The sequence below is a fragment of the Magnetofaba australis IT-1 genome, from assembly GCF_002109495.1.
GTDB classification, from domain to species: Bacteria; Pseudomonadota; Magnetococcia; order Magnetococcales; family Magnetococcaceae; genus Magnetofaba; species Magnetofaba australis.
Map to the genome: position 1 here is coordinate 502,841 of NZ_LVJN01000021.1, position 14,191 is coordinate 517,031.

Genomic DNA, 14,191 nt, shown 5'->3' on the forward strand with positions numbered 1-14,191 from the left:
TTTCATTTTCCCATATTTACAAATTTTAAACGTTACGCCATCACGCTTAGAATGGGGTGTCGTTTCGAATATTCATCCGTTACGCCATCACGCTTAGAACGGGATGTCGTCATCGAAGTCGGGGCCTTGATTGAAGTCGTCGGCGGGCGCCGAAGCCGGTTGAGGTTTGGCCGCCGGGGGCTGACCGCCGCCGCCGCCCTGCTGATAGGATTGACCACCGCCGCCGCCATAGCCGCCGCTGCGCTGGCCGCCGCCGTATCCACCGCCGCCGCCATAGCCGCCGCCACCCTCCATGCCGCCGCCCGCATTGGCGCGGTCGAGCAGGATGATTTGTGAATTATACCCGGAGACCTTAATCTCGGTGGTGTAGCGATCCTGCCCGCTCTGATCCTGCCACTTGCGCGTCTGCAGGCTGCCCTCAACGTAGACTTTGGAGCCTTTGCGCAGATAGTTTTGTGCAAATTCAGCTGTTTTGCCGAAGATCACCACACGGTGCCACTCGGTGCGCTCCTGACGCTGGCCCTGTTGATCGTTCCAGGTTTCGCTGGTGGCGATGTTCAGATTGGCCACCGCGCCGCCGCTTTGGGTGTAGCGCACCTCGGGATCCTGTCCGAGGTTGCCAATCAGTTGCACCTTGTTGAGGGAAAAAGCCATGGAAATCTCCTGAAAAGCGCGCGCAATGACGAAATCGACCAACGGGGTGGCGCGCGGCATTGTCGCCGCCGCCACAGATTGCGTATCTTATGCGGTTATGAACAGACTGAACACCATATCACCCTATGCGTTTTTGCGCATCGGCGCCATAGCGGCGCTGATGACGGCCTGGATGTTATACGCCGCCGATGCGCGCGCCGCCACCTATGTGTTGAATATCGGCGCAGTGCAGGGTGCGGAGATGGGCTACATCCACTCCCTGCGCGAGTTCTCCGCCGCCATTGAACAGGCCAGCGGTGGACAGTTCGACGTCAAGCTGCGTTTGAGTGGGCGTGAAGGCGACGAACTGGAACTGGTGCGCAAGACCATCAAAGGGGATCTGCGCGGCGCGTTCATCTCCGCCGCCACCTTGTCCACGCCGGTGCCTGCATTTCGCGTGCTGACCCTACCCAAATTGTTCAACTCCACGCAACAGGCGCGCAACTTTATCGGTTCGCGTTTGGATCGCAATCTACGCGTGCGCGCGCTCAAAAAGCGTTTCCAGGTGCTCGGTTACGGTTCGGCTGGTTTTTATGGCGTGTTGGCGCGTCCCAACGCTGCAGGCGAACCGGTCGAGGGTTGGCCGCAGATGGAGCGCGCCATCACCCGCACCGTGCGCGACAAGTGGCGCCAGAAGGTGTTGGACGCCATGCTGCTGCGCCCCGCCTTCGTACCCCCGGAAGGAATGGACGAAGCGCTCTCCAGCGGATGGCTCAACGCTATTGAAGCCAGCCCGGAAAGCCTGAGTCATGCGGGTTTGGCGACGGAAAATACGCGCTACTTCCCCACCAACCACCTGTATGGTTGGATGGTGCTGGTGGTAAACAATCACTGGTATCGCAGTCTGCCGTCGGAGTTGCGCACTCTGTTGCATTCACGCGCTGAACGGATTTTGACTGTAGGAATCACGCAAACCGCCGCCCAGGAGTCCAATCTGCTTGAGCAGTGGCGCGGCGGCTCGGGTCCGGTGCTGCTGAACCCTCCAGAGGCGGATCTGCTCAAACGTTTTCAGCCGCTGGTGTGGCGCGCCGCCAAGGATCTGGAGTGGCGTCTGCGCACTCGTGACGGCGTGCGCAAACTGTGGCTGGGCAACAATGGCTTCGATCCCAATCAAGCCGATGATCCCCAGTTGGCCGATGTGATGTGACAACCATGATAAATTTACAACCAACAGAAATCATTTATCTATTTTCCGCCTATCTGCTGGGAGCGGTGCCGTTTGGCCTGGTGATCGCCAAGCTCACCGGCGCAGGCGATATCCGTCAGCGCGGCAGCGGCAACATTGGCGCCACCAATGTGCTGCGCACGGCAGGCAAAAAGGCCGGCGCCGCTACGCTGGCGCTGGATATGCTCAAGGGCGCGGCCATGGCCGGTTTGGGCGTGTGGCTGTTTGGCGCGGAGTCGGTGGTGACCATTGCTGGCGCCTTGTTGGTGTTTGTCGGCCACTGCTATCCGATCTATCTGCGCTTTCGCGGCGGCAAAGGGGTGGCCACCGCGTTGGGGGTATTTCTCGCGTGGACGCCATGGGTGGGCGTGATTACCGCAGTTATCTGGCTGGCCTCGGCCAAACTGTTCCGCATCTCCTCATTGGCGGCGATTCTGGCCTTCATTCCTCTGCCTTTGGTGGCGCACTTTTTTGGCAATCCGGCGGCTGTAGTGGGCGGCGCCATGATTACTCCCTGGATTCTTTGGAAACATCGGGCCAATATTATTCGCATCATCCATGGCGAAGAGCCGCGTATTGGTCAAAAGGCCTGATCTGTCATGAGCGATTATCCCAAGGCTCATATCTCCTGGCTGCGCCTGTTAAGAACTCCAGGCATGGGGCCAGTTACCTTATGTCGTTTATTCCACCATTTTGGCTCGCCCATGGCGATTCTGGACGCCTGGCCGGAACTGCTGCTGGGCCGTGGCGGGTTGAAGCCTCAAGCGGCGAAAAAGCTGGGACACGTTGCCGATGAAACATCGGTGATTGCTGAGTTGGATCGGCTCAAAGCGATGAACGTGCGCCTGATTGGCATCGGTTCGCCGGACTATCCGCCACAACTGGCGCAGATTCATGATCCGCCGCCGGTGCTGTTCGCCCAGGGCGACATCACCCAGCTGCATGGGGAGAATCTGGTGGCCATGGTGGGCACCCGCGCCGCCAGTCAGAACGGCTTACGTCAGGCGCGGCGCTTGGCGGGGGAGATGGCGCAGGCCGATCTGATCACTGTGAGCGGGTTGGCGCTGGGCATCGATGCGGCGGCCCATGCGGGGGCGCTGGATAATGGCGGCGGCACCGTGGCGGTGGTCGCTACGGGCTTGGATGTGGATTACCCCAAGCCCAATCGCAAACTCAAACAGCGCATTATTCAGCATGGCTGCCTGATTAGCGAATTGCCGTTGGGTTCGCAGCCGCATCCGGGCGGATTTCCACGGCGCAATCGCATCATCAGCGGTCTGTCGCGGGGTGTGGTGGTGGTGGAGGCGGCGGTCAAATCCGGCTCCCTGATCACCGCCCGCACCGCCCTGGAGCAAGGCCGCGACGTCTACGCCATGCCCGGCCCGGTGGGGGATTATCGCGCCGAAGGGGTCAATCGTCTGATCAAGGATGGCGCGCGGCTGGTGGAGTCGGCGCAGGATGTGCTGGAAGAGCTGCAGTGGTCATTGGGTCGCACGCCGGTGGCCCCGCCGCCTGCGCCGGTTATGCCGCAACTGCCGTTGATGCAGGAGTCCGCCCCTTCTGCGCCTGCGCCGCCAGTTGCTCAGAAATCAGCAACCCCAGCGCCGGTGCATGATGATTCCACTGAACAATCCAGCGATAAACAGACTCTGTTGAAATTACTCGCTGGTGGTCGTTTACATGTGGATGAGTTGACCCGAAACGCCCATTTGAGCGCGGCGGAAATGGCCTCCACACTGTTGCAATTGGAGTTGGAAAGCCGGATTCAGCGTTGCCCCGGGAATTTCATAGAATTATTAAAATCCTGATTTCTATACTATATTTTTGACATTACCCGCGCATTTTTGGTTGGTGGATCAAAAAAGAGCGTTGCGTCCGCATGTCCGATCGGTCCATACCTGTGGGACGCAAATTCAGCCGCTGATTCTCATTCAGCTTTCGATTCAACCTCTTTTCAGCGTTCGGTGCCTTCATGTCCGCTGTCGTCATTGTGGAATCGCCCGCCAAGGCGAAAACCATCAACAAATTTCTCGGTCGCGGCTATAAGGTGGTGGCCACCTATGGCCATATCCGCGATTTGCCCAGTAAGAATGGCTCCGTTGACGTCGATAACGGATTCGCCATGCGCTACGTGGTGCCCAAAACCTCCTCCAAACATGTGGAGGCGTTGACCGCTGCGGTCAAAGGCGCCGACGAAGTGCTGCTGGCCACTGACCCTGACCGCGAAGGGGAAGCGATCTCCTGGCACGTGCATGAGGTGCTGGAGAAGAAGAAGCTCCTCAAGGATAAGACGGTCAAACGGGTGGTGTTCCACGAGATCACCAAAAAAGCGATCCAGGACGCCGTGGCCAACGCCCGCGACATGGATATGGATATGGTCAACGCCCAGCAGGCGCGTCGGGCGTTGGACTATCTGGTGGGCTTTAACCTCAGCCCACTGCTGTGGAAAAAGGTGCGGCGGGGTCTCTCCGCCGGGCGCGTGCAGTCGGTGGCCCTGCGTCTGGTGTGCGAGCGCGAAGAGGAGATTACGGCGTTCAAGCCTCAGGAGTATTGGAGCATCACCGCCAGTGTGGCCAAGGAGGGTCAACAGCGTACGTTTGACGCGCGTTTGGCGGTGGCCGATGGCAAGAAGCTGGATAAGTTCTCCATCGCCGATGAGAAGCGCGCCAAGAGCTTGACCGCAGCCATTGCCGACAAGCCCCTCACCGTCACCAGCATCGAAAAGAAGCAGACCAAGCGCAAACCGGCGCCCCCCTTCATCACCTCCACGCTGCAGCAGGAGGCTTCGCGCAAATTGGGCTTCTCCGCCAAGAAGACCATGACTGTGGCGCAGAAGCTCTATGAGGGCTTGGAGATTCGCAACGCCGAGGGCAAGAAGGAAGTAGTCGGTCTGATCTCCTACATGCGGACCGACTCGGTGAACCTGGCCAACGAAGCCATTGACGCCATTCGCGGATTGGTGGGGGAACGCTACGGCAATGAGTATCTGCCCAAATCGCCGCGCAAATTCAAATCCTCCGCCAAGAACGCCCAGGAGGCCCACGAAGCGATTCGCCCCACCGATGTGGCGCGTCTGCCGGAGATGCTGGCCGATGTGCTGGAGCGCGATCTGCTGCGTCTGTATGAGCTGATCTGGAAGCGCACCGTGGCGTGTCAGATGTCCGAGGCCAAGATCGATCAGGTGGCCGCGCAGATCTCCGTGGATAGCGCCGATCCCAACGCGCCGCTGCGTCTGCGCGCCACCGGCTCTTCGGTGGCCTTCCCCGGCTTTATGAAGGTCTACATGGAGGGCAAGGACGAGGTCAGCGCCCAGGATAAGGACGACGACGACAGCGAAACCATGCTGCCGGCCATGGATGAGGGCGAAACGTTGCAGAATCTGGGCGTGGAGCCCAAACAGCACTTCACCGAGCCGCCGCCGCGTTACACCGAAGCGACGCTGGTGCGGGCGTTGGAGAGCTTCGGCATAGGCCGCCCCTCCACCTACGCGCCCACCATGTCCACCCTGCAGGACCGGGGCTATGTGAAGCTGGAGAAGCGCAAATTCTATCCCGAAGATGTGGGCATGGTGGTCAACAAGTACCTGACCCAGCACTTCTCCAAATATGTGGATTACAACTTCACCGCCAATCTGGAGGATGATCTGGACGCGGTTTCTCGCGGCGAACGGGAGTGGACGCCGTTGATGGAGTCGTTCTGGAAGCCATTTATCGAACAGATTGAGGAGAAGGAGAAGACCACCAGCAAGGCGGAGGTCACCTCCGAAGAGCTGGATGAGAACTGCCCGGAATGCGGCAAGCCGTTGTCGCTGAAATTGGGCCGTTATGGTCGCTTTAAGGCGTGCACCGGCTACCCGGAGTGCAAATACACCGCGCCGTTTGGAAAAGAGGCTGAAGAGAAGGCTGCACAGCAGTCGGAAGAGCCGGAGCTGTCCGACGAGAAGTGTGAAAAGTGCGGCAAGCCAATGCTCATCAAAACCGGGCGTTACGGCAAGTATCTGGCCTGTTCCGGTTATCCTGACTGTAAGAACAATCAGCCGCTGAATAAACCCCGCGACACCGGCGTGAAGTGCCCGGAGTGTGGCAAAGGCACCTTCCTGGAGAAGAAGTCCCGCCGCGGCAAGGTATTCTACTCCTGTTCCGGTTATCCCAAGTGCAAGAAGGCGTTGTGGGATGAGCCGCTAGAGCAGCCCTGTCCCAAGTGCGGCGCGCCGTTTGTGACCGTCAAGACCACCAAGAAGCGCGGCGTCGAGCATGTGTGCGTGGCGGAAGGGTGTGACTGGCGCGAAACCGTGATGGGTCCGGGCGAATTGGAAGCGCAACAGGAAGCGCAGCAACAAGAGAGTAGTGACGGCGATAAAGCCGCATGATTTTATATGGATATCTCCGGGGATAGCGTTATGCCGTTGCGCGATCCCCGGTATTTCCCAGCACAGTTCATAGCGTCATTACATCACGCCATTTTTCCCTCTCTGAACTTCCCTGCTTAACGTCACGCAATCACGCTATTCAGCCTAGCTTATATGTGCTTTCTGAGCGTTATACTGTTGCGCCATAGTGGTCAAAACCAAAACTGCACAGAACAACCAATGTTTGCGTGACGTAGCTTGAGCTTGCGCTGACTATTAGCCGTCGACTGGTCGGCGGCGGGGTCTGGGGGCATTGCCCCCAGCGGGGTGTGGGGCGGAGCCCCACGGTTTGGCTGTTGCTTTTGGGAGCTCGAGGGCGAAGCCCTCGATATCTTCCAGTTTCAAAATCGCCAATGTCCCATTTTGAATTCGACTGAGTATAATCTCCTACCGCTGGCCGAAATTGTTCTCCGTGCCGCAGTCCGGGCAGGTCCAGGTGAGATTATTACAGGTCATGCCCCACAGATTCTCCTGCATACACTCCTGACACATGACGAAGTCACACGCCCGGCAGGTCCATGCGAAGGGCAGTCCGTCGGTTTTGCACGCCACGCACGGGGCGTAGGTGCGTCCCTGTTTCTTGCGGCGTTGGCGACGCACGGGCGTAGCGTCGGGTTGATCGCTCATAACCATGGCCTCCTATTTTGTGTGGTTAAGATTGGGGATATTGACGATTTTGGCAATGAAAGATATCGAGGGCTTTGCCCTCGAGCTCCCAAGATCAACAACCAAACCGTGGGCGCTGCCCACACCCGCTGGGGGCGCAGCCCCCAGACCCCGCCGCCGACCAGTCGGCGGCCAATAGTTAGCGCAAGCTGGGCCTATGTCACGCAAACATTTATCGTTCCGTGCGCGTTTAGCTCGTAGGGCTATATTGCGTTGCTGTGCTGAATTTTCAACCTTGTAGCCCCTCACGTTATCCGCACTCGGCGTAGAAGGAGTCCACCTCCTCCTCACGGAACAGCGGATCCACCGATTGATTCCAGCGATTGTGGTAGGCGTTGAGCAGTCGCTCCGCAGGGGTCTCGCCACTGCTGGCCACATCAAACAGCGGCGTCAGGAAAACCGATTCATCACAGCCATTGGCGTTGCGCTGCGCCTGTTTCATCAAGCTCTGACGCGCAATCTCCAGAATGCTCAACGCCAGGTCCTGCAATGTCTCCTTGTTCGTACCGGAGATGGGCGTGTTCAAACCCAATTTGGGCGCTTGGGTGGCTACCTGCAGGCGCTCCTCCCAGCTCCAGTGCGCCACCCGTTTCCACGCCGCGCGCATGGCCGCCTCATCGTGCAGCAACCCTTTGAACAGCGCCGGCAGCGCACACAGATTGGCGGAGTTGCCGGAGTCGGCGCCGCGCATCTCCAGATACTGCTTCAAGCGCACATCGGGGAACAGGGTGGAGAGGTGGGTCTTCCAATCCTCCATGGTGGGACGCACGCCGGGCAGCTTCGGGTGCTTGCCTTCGAGGAAAGCGCGGAATGGGATGCCGTCGGCATGGCTGTATTCGCCATCCCGATAGAGGAACAGCATCGGCGTATCCAGCGCATACTCGGCATAGCGCGCAAAGCCAAACCCCTCTTCAAACACAAATGGCGGCACGCCGCAGCGGTCCGGGTCGGTATGTCGCCACACTTCACCGCGATAGGAGAGGAAACCGTTGGGTTCGCCATCCAGAAACGGCGAGTTGGCGAACAGCGCGGTCACCAACGGCTGCAACGCCAGCGACAGGCGATATTTGTCCACCATGTCCGCTTCAGAGGAGAAATCCATATTGGCCTGCACCGTGGCCGTGCGCGCCATCATATCCAGACTGAGTTTGCCCTTAGCGGGCAGGTATTCCCGCATCACACGGTAACGCCCTTTCGGCATCCAGGGTATGGATTTAAAAGACCATTTCGGCTGCGCGCCCATGCCAAGAAAGGCGATATCCAGATCCCGGCACACCTCGCCCAACTGGCGCAGATGTTCGTTGATCTCATCCTGAGTCTCATGGATGGTGGCCAGCGGCGCGCCCGAGAGCTCCAATTGCCCGCCCGGCTCCAGGGTGACCGATGCGCCATCCTTGATGAGTCCAATGATGTTGTCGGCCTCTTTGATAGGCTCCCACTCAAAGCGGGTGGCCATCACCTCCAGCAATACGCGAATGCCGTAACACCCTTCGTAGGGAATCGGCGCCAGATCCTTTTTGCGGAAACCAAACTTCTCGTGTTCCGTGCCAATTCGGAACTGTTCCACCGGTTTGCATCCCTGTTGCAGGTGTTCGATCAGGGGTTCGATGGATTCAATGGGCTGATGGGGATCCAGAGCATCGGTCATGGGAAGAGCCATTCACAAGGTGGGAGTCTCAAGCGCGCACCATAGCTTATTGGTGTAGGTGATGCACGGAGTTACGACGGCGGCCTATTGGGCGCTTGGGTCTCAAATTGTTCAGAGATCGCTTTTAACAGATCCTGCTTGCGGATTGGTTTGGTTAAATAGCCGTCGCAGCCCGCTTTTTCACAACGAATTCTATCTTCGTTCATTGCGTGTGCGGTTAACGCCAAAATCGGCGTCGCGCTGCTGATCTTCTGATCTGCGTCGGCAGGGGTTTCACACTCTTTTTGACGAATGGTGCGAATCGCCTCCAAACCATCCATTACAGGCATCTGTAGATCCATGAGAATGAGATCGGGGTGAATCTCCTGATACAGCGCCACCGCTTCGCGTCCATTGCGCGCCCGCTCGATTTTATACCCCTCTTTGGAAAGAAAGAGTTTGATCAACATGGCGTTATCATCGGAGTCTTCCGCTAACAAAATACGCAGCGGTTGTGTTTTATCCGTGTGGCGCTTGTGGGGTTGCGCCGGGGTTTTGGCGAATGTGCTCTGTGCTTGATCATGGGCGCCCAGCGTCTTTTCATCCACCGCCATCTCATCGCGCCACGGCAGTCTGAGCAAAAATTGACTCCCTTTTCCCTCTTGGCTTTTGACTTCGATGCATCCGCCAATCTGTTCGCTCAGCCGTTTGACGATGGTTAATCCCAAACCCGTGCCGCCATGTTTTCGCGTATCGTATGTGGCGACTTGGGTAAATGCTTCAAAAATATGTTTGATTTTATCTTGCGGAATCCCCGGACCGGTATCCGCCACCCAATAGGTGAGCGTATCGCGCGCTTCATTGAGCGTTGCGCCGAGCGTAACGGATCCCCGTTCAGTGAATTTGGCGGCGTTACTTGCCAAATTGAGCAGAATTTGGCGCAGAGCGCCGACACGCCCCCGCATGATGTTGGGCGCGCTATCGTCATGTTGGATATAAACCGTCAGTCCTTTACTGTTGATCTGCGGCGCAATTAACGACTCTACCCATCCGAGCAGTTCATTATTATTATAAATGCTTAAAGCCTCGCCTGTTTTTTCCTGACTCTCTTTTTCAATCCGGCTGAGGCTGAGAATATCGTCAATGAGGGAGAGCAGAGCTTCGGATGCGCGACGCTGGGTATTGAGATAGTTTTTCTGCTGTTGTGAAAGAGAGGTCTCCTCCATCAACTCAGTCATCCCCAGAATGGCGTTCATGGGAGTGCGGATTTCATGGCTCATCATGGCCAGGAAATCCGCCTTCATACGGTTGGCCCGCTCGGCCATTTTGATCGCCTGCTCCAGTTTCTCCTGGTTGCGGCGCTGCTCGGTAATATCTTCGGCAATACCGGCGATGCGCACCACGCGACCAGTTTCATCCTGGATGGGGAAACCCCGATCGTGAATCAGACGCGTATCGCCATCGGCGCGGGTAATAGTGTATTCACAATCATAGTCCCCTTTGGCCGCTTCACCGATAAAGTGAGTCTCCACCCGTTCGCGATCACGTAGATGGATCGCTTCGAAGCGTAGACGCGGATTATCATGAATGGCGCTTAAAGAGCTGCCCCAAACCCGTTCAAACGCCGGGCTGATATAGAGAGGCTGCAGCGTAATCCAATCCACCAACCAAAAGACTTCATCAATATTTTCCGCCAGTTGACGGAATAGCTGTTCACTGTGTTCCAGCGCCTCTTCAGCGCGTTTGCGATCGGTGATGTCGCGACTGACGCCAATCAAGCCAATGATTTCGCCGTCGGCGCCGAGAAAGGGCGTTTTCAGCGTATCCATAAGTACGCGACACCCATCCGGATAGCTCACCCACTCCTCATTGCGGCATGGAACGCCGGAACGCAGCATGATCTGATCTTGTTCACGGAACTCCTTGCCAATTCTTGCACCAAACACATCCACATCGGTTTTACCAATCAGGTTGCTTTCCGTATGGTTACAGAACTGTTCAAACGCTTTATTGCAACCTAAATAGCGTCCCTTTGGATCTTTGAAAAAGATCACATCAGGTATGGAGTCGATGAGCGAGCGCAGGAGACTGCGTTCATGAGAGAGCGCCAATTCCGCCTGGCGACGTTCGGTGATATCAGCGGCAAACGTGCAGATTTGTTCAACTTCCTTGTTTTTATCGTGCAGCATGGGGAATTTGATCGCCAGAAAGCTTCGTTTCTCTCCGGCATCGTCCAACTGGAGTTCAAGTTCGACGATTTTATTCTCTTCGAGCACCTGTTTATCCGCTTCTGTACACATCTGCGCATTGTCAGCGGTTAATTTTACGTAAGGATTTAATTTTCCGCCTGCTCGCAAATTTGAAAGTTGGAAACGTTTGAGGAACGATTCACTGGCTTCCACCAGATGGCCCTGTTTGTCTACGATAACAATGGACATGGGCGCATGACGCAGAATGGATTGAAACTGATACGCCAATGTTTTAATGGGGGCGCCCAATCTGGCGCTGGCCTGTTTGATCAGCCCCATGGCGAGGAAAATCACCGCCAGGATGAAGAGTCCAATAAAGGTGATCCATTGTTGAATCGCTTGTTGCGTCAACTCGTCAGAGATGCCGATTTGGATGACGCCCTTTAATTGATCCCCATAACCGCCGCGATAATTGAGCGTAACGGTGATGATGGACACCTCATTATGGACGCTCTGCTCCAGTCGATAGGCGCTCTTTAACTGTGTTTTATCGCCATTGGCGACGGCGGCGGGCTTGATGCGTGGTATCCAGGCGTCATTTTTGTCAGGATTGCTATGGGCGATGATTTTGCCCTGGTCGTTCACCACCATGATGTAGCGAATATCGGGATTGCGTTTCACGGTGTCTTCCAGCAGCAACCGGGTGTGGTGGCGGCCGGAGAAGGAGACCCGTTGAATGCCGTCAGCCAGGGATTGCGCCAGAATGACCGCCAGTCGATCCCGTTCCCGCTCCATCATATGGGCGAAATAGTAGGTGCTGATCACCGCCACCAGGATGAGAAGCATCAGGGTCAAGGCTCCAAAGATGCCGCTCATCCGACGATCGATGTGTTGGATCTTGCGTTGATCGTCAGACGCTGTGGAACCCCTGGTCGATGATGCGTTCATGTAAGACGGCCTTACGGAATGACCACGCGGGATTGGCCTCGCCACATGGGTTCAAGGCTCGACCACGGTTTTTTGAAATCCTGGGGAATGGGTCCCGCCCAGCCGGGATAGAGAGAGAGGGTTTCCCGAGTGATGGGAAATGTGGGAATCAGTGCGTAACGCGGCGTGGGTTGATCCCGCAGCACATTATAGGCGGCTTTGATCGCCTCGGCGCCCAGTGGGCCGCAGAACTGGGCGGAGTCTATTCGCGTTAATCTGTTTTTACGAATGTTTTCAACGGATTTTGGATCTCCATCGATGGTGGCCACAAAAATCTCATTGCGCCCCGCTTTGGCCAGAGCCTCCACCACATTCAAACCGCCGCCGTCATTCACTGTGAACACCACATCCACGGAATCCTTTTGCGGGAAGTCTGCGAGAATGCGCTCTCCGGCGCGTTGACCGCTGATGGGCTCCACCGCCTCATAAGTTTTCAGAATCTGGTATTTTTGTTGATTGCCGCTCAAGGCGTCGAGAAAACCGTTGACGCGCTCCACCGTGGAGGAGACGTGAGGATACTCCACCAAAATGAGTCGAATCGGTTTCTGATTATCGAAATGGGCCGCCACATACTCTCCGCCCATGACTCCAGCTTGAAAATTATCCGAGGAGATATACGCCGCCAGTTCTCCGTCATCGATATATTGATCGTATGCGATAACCGGAATTTTAGCCCGGTTGGCGGCGCGCAATGGTTTGGCCAAAGCGGCGTTGTCGGTGGGTTGGATAACTATGGCGTCGGGTCGCAAGGCGACCATTTCATACATCTGTTGAATCTGCTTTTCGATGCCTTCAGCGCCATCGCCGGCAATACGTGGAATGAGCTTGATGCCGCGCGCATTGGTCTGTTGCGCCTGTTCATTGATAATCTTGACCTGCGCCTCCAACCCTTCGCGCATGGCGACTTGCCCGGGAATGTTCATTGACCAATAGAGCGCCGCAATCACATATGGCGCAGGCAGCGTTTGCGCTTGGCTTGAAGGGATGGAGCAAACGGAATAAATAATTGTGAGTGCAAATAATCGAATCCATTGGACGCGCATGATGGTTTCCTTGTGCAAATTTCCGAGGAAAAGCACTCAAACAATAGCCAGCGTTTGATTCATCCGTTTGCATCATTGTGCGGCAAACGCCACCCTGTTGCAAAGAACTTAAGCGAACCATTATGATCGACTTTCCGTTAATTTTTTCATTTGGATGCACAGGTTGTGCGCAATTCTGCGCGCAGTCTGTTAAGTCTCGTTGCACAAGGAATGCAGATGATTAAATTTGTTCACCACACCGTTTGGGCGTTTGATGCGGAATGGGCCCCTGATCCTCTGGCGGGCCGCTTACTTTATGGTCTGGATGAGCAGACGCCGCGCGCGGACATCATGCAGACTATGTGGCGAAACAATGGCGCCACCGAAGAGAACCCGAATCCCTATTTAAAAACCGTGATGTGTCGGTTTTTGAGCATCGCCGCCGTGACCCGGCGACAGGGTCGTGATGGATCGGTGCGGGTGGATTTGATGGCGCTGCCCAAGACCGACGATCCAGACTCGCCGGAAGCGCAGGAGGTGGCCATTGTGGATCGCTTTCTGCGCGCTCTGGGCGAAAAAAAGCCACAGTTGGTTGGTTACAATTCCATCAACGCCGACATGAAAGCGCTCCTTCAGCGTGCGGTGGTCAAAGGCTTATACCAACCGCAGTTCGCCAAGCGTCCCAACAAACCGTGGGAAGGCGTGGATTACATCGCGCGCAACAGCGACTGGCATGTGGATTTGAAAGAGCTGGTGGGCGGCTGGGGCGTGACCAGTCCCTCTCTGCATGAGATGGCCACCCTTTCGGGCATTCCCGGCAAAATGGATGTAGCGGGCAATGATGTGCCCAATATGTGGTTAGCGGGCAAATTGGGTGAGATTGTCGCCTATAATGAGTTCGATGCGTTGACCACCTATCTGCTGTGGCTGCGTATGGCGCACTTCTCCGGCCATTTTGACGCCGGGCAATATCACAATGAGCAGCAGTTGGTGCGGGAGTTGTTGGAGCGTGAGGGCGAGCAGAAGCCGCATCTGCTGCAATATCTGCAAAAATGGAATGAACTGCGCGCTTTAACAGCGTGATCTGTTGCGATAAGAGCTTATGTTGATACTTGGAGAGGCAAGGTCGAGCAGACTCTTAGGAAACCCCATACAAAATGAATGCTTTGCAAGCCTCAGCAGTCATTTGGCGGCGTGAGCGACGCAGTGTATATCACGTCCGAAAACAGCGCAGCGGCGCCAAAGTATTTGTTGGGGCTTGCAGAGCGTTATTTTGTGAGGGGTTCTGAATAGCGCAAATCACTTCACAGTAGCGGAGCGATTTGATCCGGCATTGGCTTTGGAGCGATGAACAGCGTGCTGTCACGCGGCGGGGAAAGTGGCGCGCCCGGCAGGATTCGAACCTGCAACCGACGGCTTAGAAGTCCGCGATTA

The 14,191-nt window shown here is 56.4% G+C and carries 10 protein-coding genes; 5 read left to right on the top strand and 5 right to left on the bottom strand.

The features are described 5' to 3' along the window. Positions 1-93: 93 nt before the first annotated feature. A complete protein-coding gene (ssb, locus tag MAIT1_RS20835; protein ID WP_085447026.1) occupies positions 94-654 on the bottom strand; it encodes a single-stranded DNA-binding protein in 561 nt (186 codons plus the stop codon). A 25-nt stretch (positions 655-679) separates the two neighbouring features. Here ssb and dctP point away from each other — a divergent pair, with 25 nt between their 5' ends. From dctP to topA, 4 genes are all read left to right on the top strand, one after another. After that, on the top strand, positions 680-1,840 hold the full coding sequence (gene dctP / locus MAIT1_RS20840) for a TRAP transporter substrate-binding protein DctP (RefSeq protein WP_085447028.1): 1,161 nt from the start codon (positions 680-682) through the stop codon (positions 1,838-1,840). Between the two features lie 5 nt (positions 1,841-1,845). After that, positions 1,846-2,451, top strand: coding sequence for a glycerol-3-phosphate 1-O-acyltransferase PlsY (gene plsY, locus MAIT1_RS20845; protein WP_085447030.1), 606 nt, complete (start codon positions 1,846-1,848; stop codon positions 2,449-2,451). Between the two features lie 6 nt (positions 2,452-2,457). Further along, on the top strand, positions 2,458-3,666 hold the full coding sequence (gene dprA, locus MAIT1_RS20850; RefSeq protein WP_085447032.1) for a DNA-processing protein DprA: 1,209 nt from the start codon (positions 2,458-2,460) through the stop codon (positions 3,664-3,666). A gap of 164 nt (positions 3,667-3,830) precedes the next feature. Further along, positions 3,831-6,227, top strand: coding sequence for a type I DNA topoisomerase (gene topA, locus MAIT1_RS20855; RefSeq protein ID WP_085447034.1), 2,397 nt, complete (start codon positions 3,831-3,833; stop codon positions 6,225-6,227). 426 nt (positions 6,228-6,653) lie between these two features. Here topA and MAIT1_RS20860 read toward each other — a convergent pair whose 3' ends face one another. From MAIT1_RS20860 to MAIT1_RS20875, 4 genes are all read right to left on the bottom strand, one after another. Then, on the bottom strand, positions 6,654-6,893 hold the full coding sequence (locus MAIT1_RS20860; RefSeq protein ID WP_085447036.1) for a hypothetical protein: 240 nt from the start codon (positions 6,891-6,893) through the stop codon (positions 6,654-6,656). Positions 6,894-7,182: 289 nt separating this feature from the next. After that, on the bottom strand, positions 7,183-8,580 hold the full coding sequence (locus MAIT1_RS20865) for a glutamate--cysteine ligase (RefSeq protein ID WP_198947974.1): 1,398 nt from the start codon (positions 8,578-8,580) through the stop codon (positions 7,183-7,185). Between the two features lie 71 nt (positions 8,581-8,651). Then, on the bottom strand, positions 8,652-11,696 hold the full coding sequence (locus tag MAIT1_RS20870; RefSeq protein ID WP_085447040.1) for a PAS domain S-box protein: 3,045 nt from the start codon (positions 11,694-11,696) through the stop codon (positions 8,652-8,654). A gap of 11 nt (positions 11,697-11,707) precedes the next feature. Continuing rightward, a complete protein-coding gene (locus tag MAIT1_RS20875) occupies positions 11,708-12,658 on the bottom strand; it encodes a sugar ABC transporter substrate-binding protein (RefSeq protein WP_198947975.1) in 951 nt (316 codons plus the stop codon). Between the two features lie 336 nt (positions 12,659-12,994). Between MAIT1_RS20875 and MAIT1_RS20880 the strand changes: the two genes are divergently transcribed. After that, the gene (locus tag MAIT1_RS20880; RefSeq protein ID WP_085447042.1) at positions 12,995-13,840 is read left to right on the top strand and encodes a 3'-5' exonuclease; all 846 of its coding nucleotides are present in this window, start codon (positions 12,995-12,997) and stop codon (positions 13,838-13,840) included. Positions 13,841-14,191: the final 351 nt, after the last annotated feature.

Coding starts and splice junctions, on each gene's coding strand:
- MAIT1_RS20880 (WP_085447042.1), top strand. CDS start 12,995: ATGATTAAATTTGTTCACCACACCGTTTGGGCGTTTGATGCGGAATGG.
- MAIT1_RS20860 (WP_085447036.1), bottom strand. CDS start 6,893: ATGAGCGATCAACCCGACGCTACGCCCGTGCGTCGCCAACGCCGCAAG.
- plsY (WP_085447030.1), top strand. CDS start 1,846: ATGATAAATTTACAACCAACAGAAATCATTTATCTATTTTCCGCCTAT.
- topA (WP_085447034.1), top strand. CDS start 3,831: ATGTCCGCTGTCGTCATTGTGGAATCGCCCGCCAAGGCGAAAACCATC.
- dctP (WP_085447028.1), top strand. CDS start 680: ATGACGAAATCGACCAACGGGGTGGCGCGCGGCATTGTCGCCGCCGCC.
- MAIT1_RS20875 (WP_198947975.1), bottom strand. CDS start 12,658: ATGAACATTCCCGGGCAAGTCGCCATGCGCGAAGGGTTGGAGGCGCAG.
- ssb (WP_085447026.1), bottom strand. CDS start 654: ATGGCTTTTTCCCTCAACAAGGTGCAACTGATTGGCAACCTCGGACAG.
- MAIT1_RS20870 (WP_085447040.1), bottom strand. CDS start 11,696: ATGAACGCATCATCGACCAGGGGTTCCACAGCGTCTGACGATCAACGC.
- MAIT1_RS20865 (WP_198947974.1), bottom strand. CDS start 8,580: ATGACCGATGCTCTGGATCCCCATCAGCCCATTGAATCCATCGAACCC.
- dprA (WP_085447032.1), top strand. CDS start 2,458: ATGAGCGATTATCCCAAGGCTCATATCTCCTGGCTGCGCCTGTTAAGA.